Source organism: Nonomuraea jabiensis, assembly GCF_014204795.1.
In the GTDB taxonomy this organism is placed as follows: domain Bacteria; phylum Actinomycetota; class Actinomycetes; order Streptosporangiales; family Streptosporangiaceae; genus Nonomuraea; species Nonomuraea jabiensis.
In genome coordinates this window covers 3,005,077-3,026,030 of record NZ_JACHMB010000001.1, presented here as the reverse complement: position 1 = coordinate 3,026,030, position 20,954 = coordinate 3,005,077, and the positions used below count along the sequence as shown (strand labels likewise).

The 20,954-nt window shown below is 68.8% G+C and carries 22 protein-coding genes; 14 read left to right on the top strand and 8 right to left on the bottom strand.

What is annotated here, in order from left to right; translation table 11 throughout:
- Positions 1–33: 33 nt before the first annotated feature.
- The gene (locus HD596_RS13310) at positions 34–561 is read right to left on the bottom strand and encodes a YbaK/EbsC family protein (protein WP_185069554.1); all 528 of its coding nucleotides are present in this window, start codon (positions 559–561) and stop codon (positions 34–36) included.
- Between the two features lie 153 nt (positions 562–714).
- Here HD596_RS13310 and HD596_RS13305 point away from each other — a divergent pair, with 153 nt between their 5' ends.
- Entirely contained in the window at positions 715–2,115 is a 1,401-nt protein-coding gene (locus HD596_RS13305) for a CCA tRNA nucleotidyltransferase (RefSeq protein WP_376775843.1), read from the top strand.
- Here the strand turns inward: HD596_RS13305 and HD596_RS13300 are convergent.
- Positions 2,066–3,370: an MFS transporter gene (locus HD596_RS13300; RefSeq protein WP_185069552.1), complete on the bottom strand. Its 1,305-nt coding sequence runs from the start codon at positions 3,368–3,370 to the stop codon at positions 2,066–2,068. The two genes, HD596_RS13305 and HD596_RS13300, sit on opposite strands and share 50 nt — an antisense overlap.
- Positions 3,371–3,476: 106 nt before the next feature.
- On the opposite strand from HD596_RS13300, the gene idi reads away from it, so the two are divergent.
- Positions 3,477–4,061, top strand: a complete 585-nt coding sequence (idi, locus tag HD596_RS13295) for an isopentenyl-diphosphate Delta-isomerase (RefSeq protein ID WP_313043855.1) — start codon at positions 3,477–3,479, stop codon at positions 4,059–4,061.
- A 48-nt stretch (positions 4,062–4,109) separates the two neighbouring features.
- Here idi and HD596_RS13290 read toward each other — a convergent pair whose 3' ends face one another.
- Positions 4,110–5,189, bottom strand: a complete 1,080-nt coding sequence (locus HD596_RS13290) for an inositol-3-phosphate synthase (protein ID WP_185069550.1) — start codon at positions 5,187–5,189, stop codon at positions 4,110–4,112.
- A 13-nt stretch (positions 5,190–5,202) separates the two neighbouring features.
- The gene (locus HD596_RS13285; protein WP_185069549.1) at positions 5,203–5,793 is read right to left on the bottom strand and encodes a PadR family transcriptional regulator; all 591 of its coding nucleotides are present in this window, start codon (positions 5,791–5,793) and stop codon (positions 5,203–5,205) included.
- A 134-nt stretch (positions 5,794–5,927) separates the two neighbouring features.
- On the opposite strand from HD596_RS13285, the gene HD596_RS13280 reads away from it, so the two are divergent.
- The 4 genes from HD596_RS13280 (at position 5,928) to HD596_RS13265 (ending at position 11,525) form a co-directional block, all read left to right on the top strand.
- Positions 5,928–6,314 (top strand): DUF5318 family protein, encoded by a 387-nt coding sequence (locus tag HD596_RS13280; protein WP_185069548.1) that lies wholly within the window; start codon positions 5,928–5,930, stop codon positions 6,312–6,314.
- Between the two features lie 425 nt (positions 6,315–6,739).
- Positions 6,740–9,145, top strand: coding sequence for a transglycosylase domain-containing protein (locus HD596_RS13275; protein ID WP_185069547.1), 2,406 nt, complete (start codon positions 6,740–6,742; stop codon positions 9,143–9,145).
- Positions 9,142–10,464, top strand: coding sequence for a glycosyltransferase family 87 protein (locus tag HD596_RS13270; protein ID WP_313043852.1), 1,323 nt, complete (start codon positions 9,142–9,144; stop codon positions 10,462–10,464). The genes HD596_RS13275 and HD596_RS13270 overlap by 4 nt, the downstream gene beginning before the upstream one ends.
- Entirely contained in the window at positions 10,461–11,525 is a 1,065-nt protein-coding gene (locus HD596_RS13265) for a mannosyltransferase family protein (RefSeq protein WP_185069545.1), read from the top strand. Before HD596_RS13270 ends, HD596_RS13265 begins: the two co-directional genes overlap by 4 nt.
- 63 nt (positions 11,526–11,588) lie before the next feature.
- Here HD596_RS13265 and HD596_RS13260 read toward each other — a convergent pair whose 3' ends face one another.
- Positions 11,589–12,332, bottom strand: coding sequence for a deoxyribonuclease IV (locus tag HD596_RS13260; RefSeq protein ID WP_185069544.1), 744 nt, complete (start codon positions 12,330–12,332; stop codon positions 11,589–11,591).
- 108 nt (positions 12,333–12,440) lie between these two features.
- On the opposite strand from HD596_RS13260, the gene HD596_RS13255 reads away from it, so the two are divergent.
- Positions 12,441–12,620 carry a hypothetical protein gene (locus tag HD596_RS13255; RefSeq protein ID WP_185069543.1) on the top strand — a complete coding sequence of 60 codons (180 nt, stop codon included), beginning with the start codon at positions 12,441–12,443 and terminating at the stop codon, positions 12,618–12,620.
- A gap of 49 nt (positions 12,621–12,669) precedes the next feature.
- Here HD596_RS13255 and HD596_RS13250 read toward each other — a convergent pair whose 3' ends face one another.
- Entirely contained in the window at positions 12,670–12,984 is a 315-nt protein-coding gene (locus HD596_RS13250; RefSeq protein WP_246554412.1) for a hypothetical protein, read from the bottom strand.
- A 189-nt stretch (positions 12,985–13,173) separates the two neighbouring features.
- Here HD596_RS13250 and rpsF point away from each other — a divergent pair, with 189 nt between their 5' ends.
- From rpsF to HD596_RS13215, 7 genes are all read left to right on the top strand, one after another.
- On the top strand, positions 13,174–13,464 hold the full coding sequence (gene rpsF, locus HD596_RS13245; RefSeq protein WP_080044189.1) for a 30S ribosomal protein S6: 291 nt from the start codon (positions 13,174–13,176) through the stop codon (positions 13,462–13,464).
- Positions 13,465–13,542: 78 nt separating this feature from the next.
- Positions 13,543–14,109 carry a single-stranded DNA-binding protein gene (locus HD596_RS13240; RefSeq protein ID WP_185069542.1) on the top strand — a complete coding sequence of 189 codons (567 nt, stop codon included), beginning with the start codon at positions 13,543–13,545 and terminating at the stop codon, positions 14,107–14,109.
- 63 nt (positions 14,110–14,172) lie between these two features.
- A complete protein-coding gene (gene rpsR / locus HD596_RS13235) occupies positions 14,173–14,409 on the top strand; it encodes a 30S ribosomal protein S18 (protein ID WP_020543048.1) in 237 nt (78 codons plus the stop codon).
- A 14-nt stretch (positions 14,410–14,423) separates the two neighbouring features.
- Positions 14,424–14,870 carry a 50S ribosomal protein L9 gene (gene rplI, locus HD596_RS13230; protein WP_185069541.1) on the top strand — a complete coding sequence of 149 codons (447 nt, stop codon included), beginning with the start codon at positions 14,424–14,426 and terminating at the stop codon, positions 14,868–14,870.
- A gap of 360 nt (positions 14,871–15,230) precedes the next feature.
- Positions 15,231–16,088, top strand: coding sequence for an ABC transporter substrate-binding protein (locus tag HD596_RS13225; protein WP_185069540.1), 858 nt, complete (start codon positions 15,231–15,233; stop codon positions 16,086–16,088).
- A complete protein-coding gene (locus tag HD596_RS13220) occupies positions 16,085–16,990 on the top strand; it encodes an amino acid ABC transporter permease (protein WP_185069539.1) in 906 nt (301 codons plus the stop codon). The genes HD596_RS13225 and HD596_RS13220 overlap by 4 nt, the downstream gene beginning before the upstream one ends.
- Positions 16,987–17,730 (top strand): amino acid ABC transporter ATP-binding protein, encoded by a 744-nt coding sequence (locus HD596_RS13215; protein ID WP_185069538.1) that lies wholly within the window; start codon positions 16,987–16,989, stop codon positions 17,728–17,730. The genes HD596_RS13220 and HD596_RS13215 overlap by 4 nt, the downstream gene beginning before the upstream one ends.
- Before the next feature lie 89 nt (positions 17,731–17,819).
- Here the strand turns inward: HD596_RS13215 and HD596_RS13210 are convergent, their stop codons facing one another.
- Both HD596_RS13210 and HD596_RS13205 read right to left on the bottom strand, forming a co-directional pair.
- Positions 17,820–19,292: an APC family permease gene (locus HD596_RS13210; protein ID WP_313043843.1), complete on the bottom strand. Its 1,473-nt coding sequence runs from the start codon at positions 19,290–19,292 to the stop codon at positions 17,820–17,822.
- A 125-nt stretch (positions 19,293–19,417) separates the two neighbouring features.
- Positions 19,418–20,719, bottom strand: a complete 1,302-nt coding sequence (locus HD596_RS13205) for an MATE family efflux transporter (RefSeq protein WP_185069537.1) — start codon at positions 20,717–20,719, stop codon at positions 19,418–19,420.
- Positions 20,720–20,954 lie beyond the last annotated feature (235 nt).

Genomic DNA, 20,954 nt, shown 5'->3' with positions numbered 1-20,954 from the left:
AGGACGACGACACACGCCCGCAATCGTACGGGCTCAGTGCCGCCGCGCGACCGCCTCACGTGTTCCTTTCGCCCTGAGGTCGACCATCTTGCCTGGCAGGAGTGCCATCAGGTCGAGTGCGCGCATGGTCAGGGCGGTATGCCGTTCACCGGTCGCGGTGAAGATCGGCCCGTCGTCGGTCAGGAAGTCGGCCGGCAGCCGGTCGTCGACGAACTTGGGCAGCGGGTCGGGCAGGAGCAGCGGGCACACCAGCCCGCTGGCGTAGTCGGTGGCCGCGTTGACCACGTGGGCCGGGGCGGGGCGGACCCGGCGGACGCCCAGGACTCCGCCGACGGCTCCCACCGGTGGCGGCGCCGACACGGGGGTGGTGACCGCGATGACGACCTCGCGGCCGACCCTCGTGGCGACCTCGAGCACCGTGACCATCAGACACCTGCTCGGCGCCGCGGAGACCGCCTCAGGCAGATCTGCCGCGCAAGTCATGGGACGCGGAAGGCGTACGATCTCATGATGGACCTGGTGGGCGAGGAGCCAGCGGTGGATCGCGAGGGCGTCCTTCATATAGTCCTCCTTGCCTCGTTCCCTGGCCCCCGACGGTCCTTGGACCGACGGTAACCCGGACCTGGTGTGGCTCGGGGGATATGTTCCGGAATGCTCCCAGAAGGACCTACCCGCTTGTCCGACTCAACTCTGACTGACAGCCAACGGCGGGCCATGACGGACCTGTTCCGCAAGATCGCCCCGGTGGCCGACGAGCTCGGCCGCCTGTTCGCCGCGCAGGGCCACGAGCTGGCCCTGGTCGGCGGCCCCGTACGCGATCTGCTGCTCGGCCGCATCGGCAACGACCTCGACCTGACCACCGACGCCCGCCCCGAGCGGGTGCTGGAGCTCGTCAGGGACTGGGCCGACTCCGTATGGACCATCGGCATCGACTTCGGCACGGTGGGCCTGCGCAAGGGCAGCTGGCTGATCGAGATCACGACGTACCGGAGCGAGTCCTACGACCCCAAGTCGCGCAAGCCCGAGGTCATGTACGGCGAGACGCTCGACGAGGACCTCGAACGGCGCGACTTCGCGGTCAACGCGATGGCGGTGCGGCTGCCGGGCCACGAGTTCGTCGACCCGTACGGCGGGCTCGACGACCTGAAGGCCAGGGTGCTGCGCACGCCGGGCACCCCCGAGCGGTCCTTCGGCGACGACCCGCTGCGCATGCTGCGGGCCGCCAGGTTCGCCTCGCAGCTCGGGTTCACGGTGGACGAGGGGGCCGTGGCGGCGATGACCGCGATGGCCGGGCGCATCGAGATCGTCTCGGCCGAGCGCATCCGCGAGGAGCTTGACAAGCTCGTCTGCGGCGCCAACCCGCGCGAGGGCCTGCGGCTGCTGGTCGAGACCGGGCTGGCCGCGCACGTGCTGCCCGAGCTGCCCAAGCTGCGGCTGGAGATCGACGAGCACCATCGGCACAAGGACGTCTACGAGCACACGCTGACCGTGCTCGACCAGGCCATCGCGCAGGAGGAGGACGGCAAGCCCGACCGGATCCTGCGCTGGGCGGCGCTCCTGCACGACGTCGGCAAGCCGAAGACGCGCCGCCACGAGCCGGGCGGGCGGGTGTCGTTCCACCACCACGAGGTGGTCGGCGCGCAGATGACCAAGAAGCGCATGACGGAGCTGAAGTTCCCCAAGGACGTGGTCTCGGACGTGGCCCGGCTGGTGGAGCTGCACCTGCGCTTCCACGGCTACGGCACGGGGGAGTGGACCGACAGCGCCGTACGCCGCTACGTGCGCGACGCCGGCCACCTGCTGGACCGGCTCCACAAGCTGACCAGGGCCGACTGCACCACGCGCAACAAGCGCAAGGCGGTGACGCTGTCGCGGACCTACGACCAGCTCGAGGAGCGCATCGCCAGGCTCGCCGACGAGGAGGAGCTGGCCAAGATCCGGCCCGAGCTCGACGGCAACGAGATCCAGCGGGTCCTGGGCGTCGGGCCGGGGCCGGTGGTGGGGCGGGCGTACAAGTTCCTGCTCGAGATCAGGCTCGACAAGGGCCTGATCGGCAAGGAGGCGGCTACCGAGGCGCTGTTGGAGTGGGCGAGGTCGAGCGGCGCGGGCGCGTGATCATCCGGTACGCGAGCGCGGCCAGGGGATAGCCGACGGCGGCGATCACGACGGCCGTGTAGGACTTGCCGTCGGCGGGCAGGATGGCCGCCGACAGGGCCGCGGCGAGGACGTACATGCCGTTGAAGAGCATGTCGTAGATCGAGAACGCCCGGCCCAGGTAGATGTCCTCGACGTCGCGCTGGACCGTGGTGTCGGCGCAGATCTTGACGCTCTGCCCGGCCACGCCCAGCACGAACCCCGCCACCGGCAGCCCCCACTCCTGGAACGGCAGCACCAGCGCCGCCGTCAGCACCCCGGCCGTGCTCAACGCGATCGGCACCCAGCGCTCGATCGTGAACCGCTCGGTGGCGTACGGGGTGATGACCACGGCGATGGCGTAGCCGACGCCGGAGGTCGCCACGACCAGGCTCACCCCGCCGAGCGCGGCGTCGGCGTCGCCGTTGTAGAAGTAGTAGCGGTAGAGGATGATGCCGAGCGCGGTGGCTATGCCGTAGAAGAACCGGTGGGCGGCCATCGCGCCCATGGTGGAGGCCGCGACGCGGTGCTTGACCAGGTGCCTGGCGCCGTCGGTGAGGCCGCCGACCACGTTGCGCAGGGCCTCGCGCGCCTGCGGCCGGCTCGGGTCGGACTCGGGGCCGAGCAGGCCGCGGTCCATCGTCCGCGCGACCAGCGCGCTCAGGCCGAACACCACGCCCGAGACGACCAGGAGCAGCGCCACGCCGTGGTCCTCGGCGCCGAACACCTTGCGCAGCAGGTAACCGAGCCCCACGCCCACGAACGTGACCACGGTGCCCGACGTGGGCACGACCGCGTTGGCGGCCATCAGCCGGTCGGGCGGCACCACGTGCGGCAGCGAGGCGCCGAGCGCGGCCAGGAAGAACCTGTTGACGCCCAGCACGGCCAGCGCCGCCCCGTAGAAGACCGGGTCCGGCACGTCGGCGGCCACCAGCGCCGCCGCCACCAGCAGCAGCGCGCCGCGCACGATCGGAGCGACCACCAGGATCTGCCGCCGTGACCAGCGGTCGATGAACACGCCCACGAAGGGCCCGAGCACGCTGTACGGCAGCAGCAGCACGGCCAGCCCGGCGGCCACCGCGAGCGCCGTCGTCTGGCTCTCCGGGCTGAAGAAGGCGAACCCGGCCACCCCGAACTGGAAGATCCCGTCGGAGAACTGGGAGATCAGGCGGGTGGCGAACAACCGCCGGAAATCATTGCCCCGCAGGACCACGCGTAGGTCGGCCACAAATGACACGCGGCCAGCCTAGCCCTCCCCTCATCGCCTAGGATGCGCGAGAGTCACGATGCGGCAGGTGGGCCGTGGGTTCCGAACGGTCACCGCGTCTCGTACGCTTCATAGCGTGACGACTGAGGAACACGTTGTGCTGGTCGACCGCGACGGCCACGCACTCGGCACAGCGCCCAAGCTGGCGGTGCACGGTCGCGAGACCCCTCTTCACCTGGCGTTCTCCAGCTATGTCTTCGATCACGAGGGCCGGGTGCTGCTGACCAGGAGAGCGGACAGCAAGCTCACATGGCCGGGGATCTGGACCAACAGCTGCTGCGGCCACCCGCTGCCGGGCGAGCCGCTGGAGCGGGCCGTCGAGCGCCGGCTCTCCTACGAGCTGGGGCTCGCGATGGACCGCGTCGACCTCATGCTGCCGGCCTTCTCCTACCGCGCCGTCATGGCCAACGGGATCGTCGAGCACGAGCTCTGCCCGGTCTACCGCGTCACCGTGACCTCGCCCGCCGTCCCCAACCCCGCCGAGGTGGGGGAGACGATGTGGATGCCGTGGAAGGAGTTCGCCGAGGGCGTGCGCAACGGGCTGCTGGCCGTCTCGCCCTGGTGCCAGGAGCAGGTGCCGCTGCTGGCCGACCTCGGCGCCGACCCGCTGACCTGGCATCCCGCCTCGCCCGCCGAGCTGCCCCCGGCGGCCCGGCCGTAGCCGGCGCGGCGCCGCACCCGTGTCCACGGGCGCGGCGCCGACGGGGGGTCAGCGCTCGACCTCGCCCCGGATGAACTTCTCGACGTAGTCCCGGGCCTCGTCGTCCGAGAACTGCTCCGGCGGCGACTTCATGAAGTACGAGGACGCCGACAGGATCGGCCCCCCGATCCCGCGGTCGAGGGCGATCTTGGCGGCCCGCACCGCGTCGATGATGATCCCCGCCGAGTTCGGCGAGTCCCAGACCTCCAGCTTGTACTCGAGGTTGAGCGGCGTGTCGCCGAACGAGCGGCCCTCGAGCCGCACGTACGCCCACTTCCGGTCGTCCAGCCACGGCACGTGGTCCGACGGCCCGATGTGCACGTCGGCCTTGCCCATCTCGTGCGGGATCTGCGAGGTGACCGACTGCGTCTTCGAGATCTTCTTGGACTGGAGCCGCTTGCGCTCCAGCATGTTCATGAAGTCCATGTTGCCGCCGAAGTTGAGCTGGTACGTGCGCAGCAGCTCCACCCCGCGGTCCTCGAACAGCTTGGCCAGCACGCGGTGCGTGATGGTGGCGCCGACCTGCGACTTGATGTCGTCGCCGACGATCGGCACCCCGGCCTTGGCGAACTTCTCGGCCCACTCCGGGTCGGAGGCGATGAAGACCGGCAGCGCGTTCACGAACGCCACGCCGGCGTCGATGGCGCACTGGGCGTAGAAGCGGTCCGCGTCCTCCGAGCCCACCGGCAGGTAGGAGACCAGGACGTCGACCTGGTTGTCACGCAGCACCTGGACGACATCGACGGGAGTCTCGTCGGACTCCTCGATGATCTCCCGGTAGAACTCACCCAGCCCGTCGAAGGTATGGCCACGCTGGACGGTCACCCCGGTGGGCGGCACGTCGCAGATCTTGATCGTGTTGTTCTCGCTGGCGACGATCGCCTCCGACAGGTCGCGCCCGACCTTCTTGGCGTCGACGTCGAACGCGGCGACGAACTCGATGTCACCGACGTGATATTCGCCGAACTTCACGTGCATGAGGCCCGGCACCCGGATGTCCGGGTCGGCGTCCTTGTAGTAGTGGACGCCCTGGACCAGCGACGACGCGCAGTTGCCGACACCGACAATGGCCACGCGAACCGAACCCATCGCACTCGCTCCCTTACTCATCAGTTGACGTGGTATCTCTTGCGGGCCCCTCTTCCGACGAGGCCCGACGCTCTGTCGCGATCAGCTCGTTGAGCCAGCGCACCTCGCGCTCGACCGACTCGAGCCCATGCCGCTGCAGCTCGAGCGTGTAACTGTCGAGGCGCTCCCTGGTGCGCGCCAGAGCCGTGCGCACCGCGTCGAGTCGCTCCTCCAGCCGGCTACGGCGGCCTTCGAGAATGCGCAGCCGCACTTCCGCCTCCGTGTGGCGGAAGAACGCGAAGTGCACGCCGAAGCTCTCGTCCTCCCAGGCGGAGGGGCCGGCCTGCGTCAGCATGTCCTGCAGCCGTTCCTTGCCCTCGGCCGTCAGCTTGTAAACGATCTTCGATCTGCCGCCGACGATCGTGGTGGGAGCGGGTTGCTCCTCCGCGATGAGGCCCTGAGCCAGGAGAGATCGCAGACAGGGGTACAGCGACCCGTAGGAGAATGCACGGAACATCCCCAGCAGGGCGTTGAGCCGTTTGCGCAGCTCATAGCCGTGTAGGGGCGTCTCGTGCAGCGACCCGAGCACGGCCAGTTCCAAGACCCTGCCCTGTCCGCCGCCCATCGGAACCCGCCCCCTCTCGCGTCGATGTATCGAGCCGATACATCCTCAGGATACGTCGGGTCGCTATATGGCGGCAATCTGTGAATCTGCCAAGTCGTTGGGATGAAGCCGCAAAACGCCGTAGTCTGGCGCCCATGTGGTCACAGCGAAGGGTGGTGGATTACGGCCTTGCGAAACGGGCGGTGGTCCGCTCCCTGCGCATGGGGCGCACCTCGCGGGGCGACGTGTGTGACGCACAGCCCTACCTCCTTCGCGCGGCCCGCCACTTCGGCGAGCCGACCGAACGCCTCTGCCCGGTATGCGAAAGGGAGAACGTCACCAATGTGACCTACGTCTACGGCGATTCGCTCGGTAGGCATGCCGGCCAGGCAAAGGTCACATCGGAACTCGTCGCAATGGCGCATGATTACGATGAGTTCCGCGTGTACGTTGTCGAGGTCTGCCAAGGTTGTTCCTGGAACCACCTGACGGTTTCATACGTCCTCGGAAACGGACCGCCTGACCTCGTCAGCCAAGTGTGAAGACCGAGGGCGGCGAGAAACCTCACGCCCAACCGCCGTTTATGTTTCCGACGACGATGCGAGGACGTGTGAGTAACAGCATGAATGAGGGGACGGCCCGCCCGGGAAGGCGCCGTCGATCCAGCTCATCCCGTTCTGTGCCCCAGGGTTCTCCTCCGCAAACCGGTGAGTCGAGCTGGAGTGGCCCGCCGCAGCCGCAGCGTCGTCCGGAAGCCGCTTACGAGCAGACCGGGGCCATGGCCGCGCAGCCGTACGACGAGCCTCCCAGGCGCGGTGACGGCCCTCCCAGGCGGGGCGACGGACCGCCCACGCGCGGCGACGGACCGCCCACGCGCGGCGACGGCCCTCCTGGGCGGGGCGACGTGCCGGCTACGCGCGGTGACCAGCCGGGGCCGCGCACGCGCGCCCGGCAGGAGGCGCGCTCGATGAGCAACCAGGAGACGATCGTCAGCGACACGCCGCGGCGCTCGCGCAGGAGGAGCGACGGCGGGCCGCCCGAGCCTCCCGGTCCGCCGACCAAGAAGGGCGGCGGCGGCAGGGGCGGCTGGCGCAGGTTCGTGCCCAGCTGGAAGATCGTCGTGGCCGGGTTCGTGGTGCTCGCGGCCGGCCTCTTCGGCATGATCATGGTCGCGTACGCCAACACGCCGGTGCCGACCGCCGACCAGGCCAAGTCCGACGCGCTCGCGCAGCAGAGCACCATCTACTACCGGGACGGCAAGACCGAGATCGCCAAGCTCGGCACGAAGCGCGAGATCATCGATGACATTTCCAAGATGTCCCAGAGCGTCAGGGACGCCGCGGTGGCCATCGAGAACAAGACGTTCTACGAGGACTCCGGCATCTCCATCTCCGGCATGTTCCGCTCGCTGTACATGACCGCGACCGGGCAGCAGCTCCAGGGTGCGTCGACGATCACCCAGCAGATGGCCCGTAACTACTACGACGGCCTCAGCCAGGAAGTGTCCATCAAGCGCAAGATCATGGAGATCTTCGTCGCGGTCAAGCTCGACGAGACCTTGTCCAAGGACGACATCCTGAAGACCTACCTGAACACCGTCAACTTCGGTAAGGCCTACGGCGTCCAGGCCGCCGCGCAGGCGTACTTCGACAAGGACGCCACCGCCGCCAAGCTGACGCCCGAGCAGGGCGCCTACCTTGCCGCGCGCATCCAGCAGCCCAACTGGGCGCCCGATGCTCCCGAGCTCAAGGCCCGCTGGAAGACCACCATCCAGTACATGGCCGAGCAGTGGCCGGACAGATACGGCAAGCTGCCGCAGACCGCCAAGTTCCCCGCGCTCCGCAAGGACAGCGACAGCAACGAGCTCGGCGGCCTCAGGGGCTACATGGTGACGCAGGTCCTCCAGGAGCTGGAGGAACGCCGCCGCCTCAGCCCCGACGCGGTCAGGAGCGGCGGTTACCACATCATCTCCACCTTCGACAAGAAGCTCATGAAGGCCGCGGAGACCGCCGTGAAGAGCACGACGGACAGCATGACCAAGGAGTACCACGCGGGCCTGGCCGCGGTGGACCCGAAGAACGGCCGCGTTCTGGCGTTCTACGGCGGAAGCAACTACGTCACGGACCCGTTCAACGAGCCCTTCGACGCCAAGAAGCAGGCCGCGTCGGCGTTCAAGCCGTACGTGCTGGCGGCCTGGCTGCAGGCCGGCTACTCGCTGAAGAGCTACGTGCCGGGCAACGAGACGGTGCCGAAGGAGCTGCCGGGCCAGGCGCGGGGCGGATTCAAGAACAGCCACAACGTCGGCCCGGCCGTCGATGTGATCAAGGCCACTGCCGATTCGGTCAACACGGCGTACGTGTCGATGGCATACGCGCTGCCCGGCAAGATCGACGACGTGAAGAACCTCGTCGAGGCGGCCGGGTTCAATCAGAAGCGCATGGAAGACGACGTCAGAGACCACCACTACCAGTTCGCCATCGGCAGCGCCCTGGTGACGCCGGTCGAGCAGGCCGCCGGCTACTCCATCTTCGCCAACGCGGGCAAGTACACCAAGTACCACGTGGTGCAGGAAGTCAGGCTGGGCAAGCAGGTCGTCTACGGCGAGCAGCTCGCCTCCAAGCGGGTCATCGACCCCGGTGTCGCCGCCGACGCCACGGTCGCCATGCAGGAGGTGCTGCGGAGCGGCACCGCGCGGGGCAAGGGCCTGGGCAACCGGCCGGCCGCCGGCAAGACCGGCACGAACAACGACGAGAACGGCGCCTGGTTCGTCGGCTACACGCCGCAGATCTCCACCGCGGTCGGCTTCTACCGCGAGGTGTGCAAGACGAAGACGGGCACGGTCGTCAAGCCCAATGCGAACCGCACCTGCCCGGTGACGCCCCGCAACAAGAAAAGCACCAGGTACAACATCCAGAATCCCTACAGCAGTCCGTACGAGGTGGGCCTGGGCTTCGAGGGTGCCGACGCGCCCACGCTCACGTGGCAGAGGTTCATGCTGGCGGCTCACGAGGGTCTGCCGATCGAGCAGTTCCCGCAGAAGGCCGATGTGGGGTTGGCCGAGAACATCGTGCCGAGCCCTGAGCCCAAGCCGACGAAGACGCCCGACAACCCGTTCGACAGCGGGGACAACCCCTTCGACGACCAGGGCAACCAGGACTGCCTCGTCAGCCCGTGTGACGACAACGCCAACCCCGACGACGACGTCACCATCGACGACCCGGGCAACAACGGCAACAACGGCAACGGCAACAACGGCGACGGCGGTGACCAGGGCTTCCCGCAGACCGGCGACGTCGGCGGGCCCGGCGGCGGCCGGGCGCCCGAACCGAGACCCTCGGGATGGTCGCCGATGTCCAGACCCGAGGACCGGTGACGAGCACGGAGGTACGCGTCCCCTTCGCGGCGCGTGCCGTTCCGTACCTGCCCCTGGGGCTGTTCGCGGCCCTGGGGGCGACCCTGGCGTACGTCGTGCGCCTGCCCTGCCGCACCGGCGGCTGGAACGACCAGGTCACGACGTACACGAACTTCTGTTACACCGACATCTACCCCCTGTACTTCGACAGGGCGCTGTCGACCCAGGACCCCTACTTCGCCGCCGTGCCGTTCGACAAGCAGGTCGAGTACCCGGTCGTGCTGGGTGAGGTCATGCAGGTGATCAGCTGGTTCGCCAGGGCGGTCGGAGCCGACGTGGGCGCGCAGGCCGTCAGGTTCTACGACCTGACGGTCATCCTGCTCGGCGTCTGCCTGGTCGTCGGCGTCCTGCTGATGGCCGCGGTGGCCGGGCCCACGCGGCGGTGGGACGCGCTCTGGTACGCCATCTCGCCAGCCGTCGTGCTGGCCGCGTACATCAACTGGGACCTGGTCGCCGGCGCGCTGTCGATGGGCATGCTGCTGGCCTGGGCGCGGCGCCGCCAGATGCTGGCCGGGGTGCTGCTGGGGCTGGCCATCGCGACCAAGTTCTATCCGCTGATGTTCCTGGGGGCGCTGTTCCTGCTCACGCTGCGCACCGCGCGATGGCGGCCGTTCCTGGTCACCCTGGGCTCCGCGGCCGGCGCGTGGATCGTGGTCAACGCGCCGTTCATGATCTTCGCGTGGGAGGGATGGCGCAGGTTCTACGTCTTCTCCCAGGAACGCGGGGTCGACTGGGGCTCGCCGTGGCTGTTCTTCCAGAGCAAGGGGATTCCCGTCCTGGGGACGGGTGACGTCAGCAAGCTGGGCATGGCCTCGCTGGCCATCCTGTGCCTGGGCATCGCCGTGCTCGCGCTGGCCGCGCCGCGGCGGCCCAGGCTGGCGCAGATCTGCTTCCTGGCGCTGGCCGCGTTCATGATGACGAACAAGGTGTGGTCGCCGCAGTTCGTGCTCTGGCTCGTGCCGTTCGCCGTGCTGGCCAGGCCCAACTGGAAGCCGCTGGTGTTGTGGCAGCTCGCCGAGGTCTGGTACTTCATCGCCATCTGGCTCTACCTGGTCGCGCAGTCGCCGTTCAGCAGGAACGACCTGGGCATCGGTGACGACACGTACTTCACCGCCGTCTGGGGCCGGGTCATCACGATCGGGATCATGATGGCGTTCGTCGTGCGGGACATCCTCCGTCCCGACAAGGACGTCGTGCGCCAGGACGACGTCGACGACCAGGGTGGCGGCGTCTTCGACGACGCTCGCGACCGGTTCGCGCTGACACCAGCCGTTCGATGATCACCCGCTCGGCCGGCCGGGACGCGCTGCTGCTCTGGTTCGGCTCGCGGGCGGGGCTGCTGGTGGTGACGCTGCTGGGGACGGCCCTCGGCGCGTACGCCGACAAGTGGCGCAAGTGGGACGCCGGGCTGTTCATCACCATCGCCCAGTACGGCTACGACGGCGAGCCCGGCAAGCCTGTGGACGACGGCTTACCCGCGTTCTTCCCCGGCTTCCCGATGCTGCTGCGGGTGGTGCACCTCGTCGTGCCGGACTGGGCGGCGGCCGGGCTGCTCATCTCGCTCGCCGCCGGGGCGGTGGCCATGGTGGCGCTGGCCCGGCTGGCCGAGCTGGAGGGCGCCTCCGGCTGGATGGCGGTGCTGGCGCTGCTGCTCTACCCGATGGCGGTGTTCCTGGCGGCGGGCTACAGCGAGTCCCTCTTCCTGGCCTTCGCGATCCCGGCCTGGCTGGCGGCCAGGCAGGGGCAATGGTCCCTGGCGGCGTCCCTCGCCGCGGGCGCCTCGTGCGTGCGGATCACGGGGCTGTTTCTCGCTGTCGCGCTCGTCGTGGAGTTCTTGACCCGGCGCGAGTCCATCCGGCAAGCGGGGTGGCTGGTGGTGCCGTTCGTGCCGCTGGTGACGTATTCGTACTACCACTACAGCAGGTCGGGTGACTGGCTGGCGTGGAAGCACGCGCAGGAGGCCGGGTGGGGGCGGGACTTCGCCTGGCCGTGGGAGGCGTGGAAGTCGACCTGGCGCTCGGCCATGGGCTCCGACGACAACGCGGTGGCGTTCCGGATGGAGATCGCCGGGGCGGTCCTGGCGCTGGCGGTGCTGATCTGGCTGCTCGCGCTGTGCCGGTGGAGCGAGCTCGTCTACACGGGGCTGCAGGCGGCGGCGCTGATGACCTCGGCCTACTACCTGTCGATCCCGCGCTCGCTGCTGCTGTGGTTCCCGCTGTGGATCCTGGTCGCGAAGGTCGCGACCAGGAGGCCGTGGGTGATGGTCGGGTACGCCCTGATCTTCGGGCCGCTCATGCTGCTCAACGCGGAACGTTTCCTGAGTGGCGCGTGGGCGGGCTGATCTTCCTACCCACTTCTTCGTCTTGGTAATCCAGGGAAGTTATCCACAGGCTGTGTGTATTTCCTAGAGGTTCTTGCGCAGGAACGCGATGTCGTCCGCCTGGCCGTCGGCGGGCGTCTCCACCACGATCGGCGCGTCGGCCGCGCGGCAGACCGCCAGGATCAGCTCGGGGTCGATCTTCCCCTTGCCCAGGTTGGCGTGGCGGTCGGCACCGGAGTCGAAGTCGTCGCGCGAGTCGTTGCAGTGGACGAGGTCGATCCGGCCTGTGATGGCCTTGACCCGCTCGACCAGGTCGACCAGCTCCTCGCCGCCCGCGTGGGCGTGGCAGGTGTCGAGACAGAACCCCACGTCGAACCCGTCGAGCGCCTCCCACAGCCGGGCGATGCGCTCCAGCTTGCGCGCCATCGCGTTGCCGCCGCCCGCGGTGTTCTCGATCAGCACGGGGATGGGGCACTCCATGCGCTCGAACACCTTGCGCCAGTTGTCGAAGCCGGTCTGCGGGTCGTCGTTCTTGTTGACGTGGCCGCCGTGCACGATCAGGCCCTTGGCGCCGAGCCCGGCGGCGGCCTTGAGGTGCTGCTCCAGCAGCTTGCGGCTGGGGATCCTGATGCGGTTGTTGGTGGTGGCGACGTTGACCAGGTAGGGGGCGTGGATGTAGATGTCGACGCCCTCGACCGGCCTGGCGGGCAGCACCGGCTTGTCGTAACCCTGCGGGTCGCCGAGGAAGAACTGCACCACCTCGGCCCCGACCGCCTCCGCGTGGGCGGCGGGATCGTCCTGACCGACATGAGCTCCGATGCGCACCATAGCTCCCGAGCTTACGCCGGAGAGTAAGGCGGCAGCGGCGGGACGGATCGGTTTGCCGGACGCGTGCTCGGGAAGTCGCCATGCGCCCCCTAAACGAGGAGAAACGACATGGCACGCTGGCGCTGGCGAGCGCTGATCTTATTGGTTTACGTCGTGATCGGGATCTACGTGGGCTGGGTGTACCACTACATCACCCCCGGACTGCTCAGGGACCTCGCGGAAGCGCTGCTCGCGGTGTTCCTCTGGTTCCTGGTCCTGCTCGGTATAGACCTGCACATCGGCGGATGAGCGGCATGCCGGAACGGCCCCGGGCGACGGGGCCGTTCCTGGATGACGTTCAGTGGGGGAGGAAGCCACCGTGGGCGATGCCCAGCGCGGCTCCCACGAACGACCCCACGATGCCGACGATGTTGAGCGCGCGCTGCGGCGTGGTCGCCGAGATGTACTGGGAGTACAGCCCGATCCCGAAGCCGAGCGTGCCGGCCCACGAGGAGACCGCGTGCGCGGAGACCCAGAACGTAGAGACGAAGGCAACGAGACCGCAAACGAGCGCCGCCACCGCCAGGGCGTTCTCCACCGGGTGCGCTTGCCCGTCGCTGTTGAGTGTGAGCCTGAACCGCTCCCTCTGGGAGGGCTGAAGCACATGTGGCACGGCCACCACCCCCTAGGTTTCCTAAAGGCCTTCCCACCTTCCTGCGGCTGGTAACCTGGGCAAGCTGCGTTGTGATGGATGAACCATCGCCCCGGGGTGCCGAAAGGGGCGTCCGGGCACAGACGTCAGCGTCCTCCTGTCACGGCAGAGTGTCGTGACCGCAAGAGTCCAGAGGAGGTTGGAGTCCGCATGCGTCGTTACGAAGTAATGGTCATCCTGGACCCTTCGCTCGATGAGCGCACTGTCGCGCCGTCCCTCGACCAGTTCCTCTCCGTGGTCCGCAACGACGGCGGCACCGTGGAGAAGGTCGACGTCTGGGGCCGTCGCCGTCTCGCCTACGACATCGACAAGAAGTCCGAAGGCATCTACGCCGTCATCGACCTGTCCGCGGAGCCCGCGACGGTCAAGGAGCTGGACCGGCAGATGAACCTCAACGAGGGCATCCTGCGCACCAAGGTCCTCCGCCCCGACGTGCACTAACCCCCGGTTTTTGTCGGGGAAGCCCCGTACTCTGAGCCGTAATCCAAGCGAAGGCGTGCAGGAAGGCGAGCGCTAGCCATGGCAGCAGGCGACACCGTAATCACCATCGTCGGCAACCTGGTCGACGACCCGGAGCTGCGCTTCACCCCGACGGGGCAAGCGGTGGCTCGATTCCGCATCGCGTCCACTCCGCGGTTCATGGATCGTCAGACCAACGAGTGGAAAGACGGCGAAAGCCTCTTCCTGACCTGCAACGTGTGGCGACAGGCGGCGGAGAACGCCGCCGAGAGCCTGCAGCGCGGCATGCGGGTCATCGTGCAGGGGCGGCTCAAGCAGCGGTCCTACGAGACCAAGGAAGGCGAGAAGCGCACCGTTTACGAGGTCGAGGTCGACGAGGTCGGCCCGTCCCTGCGTAACGCGACCGCCAAGGTCAACCGCACCTCCCGTCAGGGTGGAGGCGGTGGCGGCGGCTTCGGCGGCCCGGCCGACGACCCGTGGGCCTCCGCCTCGCCCGCTCCGCCCCAGGGGGGCGGCGGCTACGGCGGCGGCGGCGGCGGTGGTGGCGGCTTCGGCGGGGGCGGCGGCCAGCAGGGCGGCGGCGGCTTCGGCGGCGGCGGCGACTTCAGCGACGAACCGCCTTTCTAAAACCTGTCCACAAGCCCGAGTCCATTCCCGCCCGGAAGGCGGGGCTCTGAAAGGAGCACCACGATGGCTAAGCCGGCACTGCGCAAGCCGAAGAAGAAGGTTTGCCTGTTCTGCCACGACAAGATCTCCTACGTCGACTACAAGGACACGGCGCTGCTGCGGAAGTTCATCTCCGACCGCGGCAAGATCCGTGCGCGCCGGGTGACGGGCAACTGCACCCAGCACCAGCGCGACGTGGCGACCGCGATCAAGAACGCCCGTGAGGTGGCCCTGCTGCCTTACACGAGCACCGCGCGCTAAGGAGGCCTGTCGAAATGAAGCTCATCCTCACCAACGAGGTCTCCGGCCTCGGCACCCCTGGCGACGTCGTCGAGGTCAAGGACGGCTACGGCCGTAACTACCTCATCCCGCGCGGCTACGCCATGCGCTGGACGCGGGGCGCCGAGAAGCAGATCGAGACCATCAGGAAGGCTCGCGACGCCCGCGAGATTCGCGACCTCGGCACCGCCAAGGAGGTCGCCGGTCAGATCGGCGCGCTGCGCGTCCGCCTGACCACGCGCGCCGGCGAGTCGGGCCGCCTGTTCGGCTCGATCACGACGGGCGACATCGCCGACGCCGTCAAGGCCGCCGGTGGCCCGATCGTCGACCGCCGCCGCATCGAGATCGTCAACCCGATCAAGAGCGTCGGCTCGCACCGCGTCACCATCAAGCTCCACCCGGAGGTTTCGGCCTCGGTGGACGTGGAGGTCGTCGCGGGCTAGCCCTGCTGTGAAAGCCCCCTCCGCCCGGAGGGGGTTTTCGCATTTCCCGTCCCTGTGACAAGCTCCCCACCGCGCAGACCCTCCAAAAACGGCCGCTGCCTCCGGTCTGAGAGCCTCTGGAAACGGCCGCTGTCCCTGTGGAAAAGGCCCATACTGTACGGCTGCGCACGGGCAGGCCACCCGCCGTACTCCGGCTGAGCGCCCTCCAGGAAACGGCCGCTGACCCTTCACCGGCGGGCCGCCGTTACGCGAGCCCATCTTGGCCAACTCCGTGGTCAGGGGCACCGCCGGGCGTAATTTCCTATTCGGTCAGCGTAGAATGCGTTCGTTCTTTCGCGTGTTCCCCCTGGAGGCATGGCCATGGCCCGTCCCCTCATGCTGCTCGCGCTGGCCGTGGCGCTCGTCGGCTGCGCGCCGGTCGACAACACGTCGAGCTCGGCGAGCCCGCTCGCGTCCGCGTCCACCGCGTGCACCAAGGACCAGCTCAAGCTGGTCAACGCGGGCAAGCTGACCATCGGCACCGACAAGCCCGCCTACGAGCCCTGGTTCAAGGACGACGACCCGAGCAACGGGCAGGGTTTCGAGAGCGCGGTGGCCTTCGCCGTGGCCGGGGAGCTCGGCTTCGACCGCACCGAGGTGCAGTGGAGCACGATCCCGTTCGACTCGGCGTTCGCCCCTGGGGTCAAGCAGTTCGACTTCGACGTCAACCAGGTCTCCATCACGCCGGACCGGGCCAAGGCGGTCGACTTCAGCAAGGGCTACTACACCGTCAAGCAGGCCATCGTGGCGATCGACGGGAGCAAGTTCGCCGGGGCGAAGAGCCTGGCCGAGCTGCGGGACGCGAAGATCGGCGTACAGGTGGGCACGACCTCGCTCGACGCGGTCAAGAACGTCATCAAGCCCGCCGACGACCCCAACGTCTACAACGTGCAGATCGACGCCGTCACCGCGCTGAAGAACAAGCAGGTGGACGCGCTGGTCGTGGACCTGCCGACGGCGTTCTACGTGACGGCCGCGCAGGTCGAGAAGTCCAAGATCGTGGGGCAGTTCAGCTCGACGGGTGGCACGCCCGAGGAGTTCGGGCTGGTCATGGAGAAGGGCAGCGCGCTCAAGCCGTGCATCGACAAGGCCGTTGAGGCGCTGAAGTCGAAGGGCGAGCTGGCCAAGATCGAGCAGCAGTGGCTCGGCTCGGCGGCGGGCGCGCCAGAGCTGCAATGAGCGAGTTCGACGAACCCAGCAAGACCACGGCGGGCGAGTCCGGTGGGCCTGGCGGGGCCGCGGTGGGCGAGTGGGTCAAGTCGGAGCGGCAGGTCGAGCGGGAGCGGGTGCGCCGGTCGCACGCCCGCCGCTCGGCCTCGATCGCGACGGTTTCGACGATCGTCTTCATCGTGCTGGTCGTCTCGATCGTCACGAACTCACCCGGCTGGCCCACGGTGCAGGACAAGTTCTTCAACCCCGACGAACTCGTCAAGGCACTGCCCGACGTCCTGAGCGGCTTCCTGCTCAACATCAAGATCTTCCTGATCGCAGAGCCGCTGATCCTGATCGTGGGGCTGCTGGTGGCGCTGGCCAGGGGGATCAGGAAGCCCGCGTTCTTCCCGATCCGGGCGCTGGCCACGCTCTACACCGACGTCTTCCGCGGCGTACCGACGCTCCTGGTGATCTACCTGACCGGGTTCGGGCTGCCCGCGCTCCGGCTGCAGGGCATTCCGACCGACCTGGTGACGCTGGGCATCCTCGCGCTGACGCTCTCGTACGGCGCGTACGTGGCCGAGGTGTTCCGTTCGGGCATCGACTCCATCCACCCGAGCCAGGTCGCGGCGGCCCGCTCGCTGGGGCTGGGCCACTTCAAGACCATGCGGTTCGTGGTGCTGCCGCAGGCCACCCGCAGGGTCGTGCCGCCGCTGCTGAACGACTTCATCTCGCTGCAGAAGGACACCGCGCTCGTGGCGACCATCGGGCCGTTGGAGGCACTCAGGCAGGCGCAGATCCACGCTGCCAGCACGTTCAACTACACGGCCTACCTGCCGGCGGCGCTGCTGTTCATCCTGCTCACCATCCCCATGGCCAGGCTCACCGACCACCTGGCGGCCCGCACGCACAGGAGGCGTGGCGCATGAGCCTTCTTACCATTGACGGGATCTGGAAGAACTTCCACGGCCGCGGCGTGCTGCGTGGCATCGACCTCGAGGTGCGCCCGCACGAGGTGGTGAGCCTCATCGGGGCCTCCGGCTCGGGCAAGTCCACGCTCCTGCGCTGCGTCAACCTGCTGGAGACCGTGGACGACGGCGTCATCCTGCTCGACGGCGAGGACATCACCGACCCGCGCGTGAACGTGGACGACGTGCGCAAGCGGCTGGGCATCGTGTTCCAGGCGTTCAACCTGTTCCCGCACATGACCGTGCTGGACAACGTCACGCTCGCGCCGCGCCAGGTGCACAGGGTGGCCAAGGGGGAGGCCGAGGAGCAGGCGCACGGACTGCTGGCCAGGTTCGGGCTGGCGGACAAGGCGCGGGCGTACCCCGACCAGCTCTCGGGCGGTCAGCAGCAGCGGGTGGCCATCATCAGGGCGCTGGCCACGCAGCCCAGGCTGATGCTGCTGGACGAGGTGACCTCGGCGCTCGACCCCGAGCTGGTGCTGGAGGTGCTGGGGGTCATCAAGGAGCTCAAGGAGTCGGGCATGACGATGATCCTGACGACTCACGAGATGGGCTTTTGTCGCGATATTTCGGACACGGTGTGCTTCCTCGACGGCGGCGTGCTCCTGGAGAAGGGCCCCGCCGAGCAGATCTTCACCGAGCCGGAGAACCCCCGCACCAGGGAGTTCCTCCGCAGCGTCCTGAAGTCGGGCCGACTCTAGCGGCGGTGGCGGGGGCCGCGTACCGGCTTGGTCGGGTGCGGGGCCGGTTCTAGCGGTGGCGGGGGGCAGCAGTTGGGTGTGGGGTGGTTCTAGCGGCGGTGGCGGCCGCGTGCCGGCTCGATCGGGATGCGCGGGCGGGCCAGCAGGCTGTGGCGGCGGCCGTACACGAGGTAGACCAGCAGGCCGAAGGCCATCCACAGGGCGAACCACGCCCAGGTGAGCAGCTGCAGGTTCACCATCAGCCAGACGGTGACCACCAGCGACAGCCCGGGCAGCACCGGCGAGAGCGGCACCCTGAACCCCCGCTCCAGGTACGGCATGCGCCGCCGCATCACGATCACCCCGGCCGCCACGAACGCGAACGCGAACAGCGTCCCGATCACCACGAGCTCCTGCATCGTGAGCACCGGCACGAATTCGGCCAGCACGATCGCCACGAACCCGATCACCAGCGTCACCCGGGTCGGAGTGTGATATTTCCGGCTGACCGCGGCCAGGCCCCGCGGGATCAGCCCGTCGCGGGCCATCGAGAACAGCACCCGCGTCTGCCCCACGATCAGCACCAGGATCACCGTCGTCAGGCCGAGCACCGCGCCCACGTCGATGACGTGCACCATCCAGTCCACGCCGACCGCCCGGAACGCCCCGGTCAGCGGCGCGTCCTCGGAGATCTTCGTGTACGGGACCATGCCCACCATGACCAGGGCCACCGCGAGGTAGAGGACGGTGGCGATGATCAGGCTGCGGATCATGCCCTTGGGCACGGCGGCGGGCGCGTTCACGGTCTCCTCGGCGGAGGTGGCCACGATGTCGAACCCGATGTACGCGAACGCGATCGCCGAGGCCGCCGCGAAGATCCCGAACCAGCCGAACGCGTGGCTCTGGCCGAACAGGATCTCCAGCACGCTCGTGGGCGGCCTCGGCAGGATCTTGGACGGCACGTGGAACTCGCCGAAGTTCCGCACGTCGATGTGGGGCAGGCCGACGACGATGACCGCCCCGATGGCCAGCAGCTTGGCCGCCACCATGATCCACAGGGCCCGCAGCCCGATCCGCGCGCTGAGCGCCACCACGCCGGTGAGCAGCACCAGGATCACGAACACGAGCACGTCGCCGACGAGCTCCTGGTGCGGCACGCGTACCCCGAAGTTGGAGATCGCCCCGACCGTGATCGCGGCCCACGCCCTGGCCACGACGGCGGCGGCGAACTGCAGCTCCAGGATCAGCGCCCAGCCGATGATCCACGCCCAGACCTCGCCGAAGATGACGTACGTGAAGGTGTAGGCGCTGCCCGAGGTCGGCATCGTGGACGACAGCTCGGCATAGCACAGGCAGGCGAGCAGGCAGGCGATGCCCGCGATCATGAAGGACAGGATGACGCCGGGGCCCGCCGTGGTGGCCGCCTGCTGCCCGGCGATGGAGAAGATGCCGGCGCCGATGATCACACCGAGTCCGAGCACCACCAGGTCGGCCGGGCGGTAGAGCTCGGCCAGGCTGTGGCGGGCGCCCGTGCGCAACCCGGTCGCCTCGGAGGGCGGCAGCCGCCGCAGAATCGTGGACACGCAACACCCCGCTCAGGGAACGCGCCCACAATGTCTCACCACTCGGACAACGGCAAGCACAGGACGGTCACAGTGTTTCCGCAGATCACCGCATGTAGCGGGGTCTGCGCCCAAAGTGAGAGCGCCTACGCCCCGGTCACCAGCCAGGCGGTGCCGGCGGCGCGGCGTACGAGGCTGACCAGACGGGCGAGCATCCACACCCCGAGCGCGCACCACAGCGCCACGACCCCGAAGCCGGAGGCGAGGAGGGCGGCGGGGAGGTACGCCAGGGTCGTCCACACCCCCGCCCACGCCAGGTAGCGCTGGTCGCCCGCGCCGATCAGCACGCCGTCCAGCACGAATACCACCCCGCACACCGGCTGGAAAGCCGCCACCGGCCACATCAGCGCCAGCAGCAGGTCGGTGACCTGCGGGTCCGTGTCGAACAGCCCGGGCAGCAGCGGCCTGGCGGCCACGACCAGCAGGCCGAGCAGCACGCCCGACCAGATGCCCCACTGCACCATCCGCCGGGTCGCGGCCCTGGTGGACGCGACGTCCCCGGCTCCGAGCGAGCGTCCCGTGATGGCCTGCCCGGCGATGGCGATGGCGTCCAGCGCGAACGCCAGCAGCGTCCACACCTGGGTGGCGATCGCGTACGCGGCCAGCTCCGCCTCGCCCATCCTGGTGGCGATCACGGTGGCCGCGAGCAGCACCACCCGCAGGCAGAGGGTACGGACGAGCAGCGCGAACCCGGCCGTGCCCGCCTCCTTGACCCCCGCCAGGCCCGGCGTGAGCGGCGTCCCCAGCCGCCGCGCGCCCCGCGCCACGACGGCGAGGTAGACGGCCGCGCCCAGCGTCTGCGCGATCACCGTGCCCCAGGCCGACCCGGCGATGCCCCACCCCAGCCCCAGCACGAACCAGGCGTTCAGCGCCGCGTTCAGCACGAACGAGCCGATGGCGACCACCAGCGGCGTGACGGTGTCCTGCAGGCCGCGCAGCACCCCCGTCCCGGCCAGCACGACCAGCATGCCGGGCGCGCCGATCAGGCTGATCCGCAGGTACGTCACGGCCTGCGCGCCCTGCCCCTCGGCCGCCCCGAACAGCTCCACGATGGCGGGGGCCAGCGGCCAGCACACGGCGATCAGGAGCGCGCCGATGCCCAGGGCCAGCCAGATCCCGTCCACACCGCTGCGCATGGCCCGCGTGTGGTTCCCGGCGCCCGTCTGCCGCGCCACGGAGGCCGTGGTGCCGTACGCGAGGAAGACGCACAGGTTCACCAGGGTCGCGAGGACCGTGCCCGCCACGCCCAGCGCCCCCACCGCCGTGGTGCCCAGCCCGTGCCCCACGATGGCGTAGTCGGCGAGGAGGAAGAGCGGCTCGGCCACCAGCGCGCCGAACGCCGGCACGGCCAGCCGGAGTATCTCCCGATCCTTGGGGGTAATGAGCATTTGTCCATTATGACCATTACACGGCGTGTCGGCGAAACTTTCTTTTCTCCACAGCCGGTGGATATCGTTCGCCCAGGTCAGCGGCCCAGAGGTGGATATCCGAGAGAGTTATCCACAGCGGAGTCCACAGGCCTTTCACACCCTGGGCACGGTAGTGCACAGCTTGACCACAGGGTTGTCCACAGGTCACGTTGCCGTCGGCTCGCGACTCCGAGAAACTGTCAGACCGGTCGGC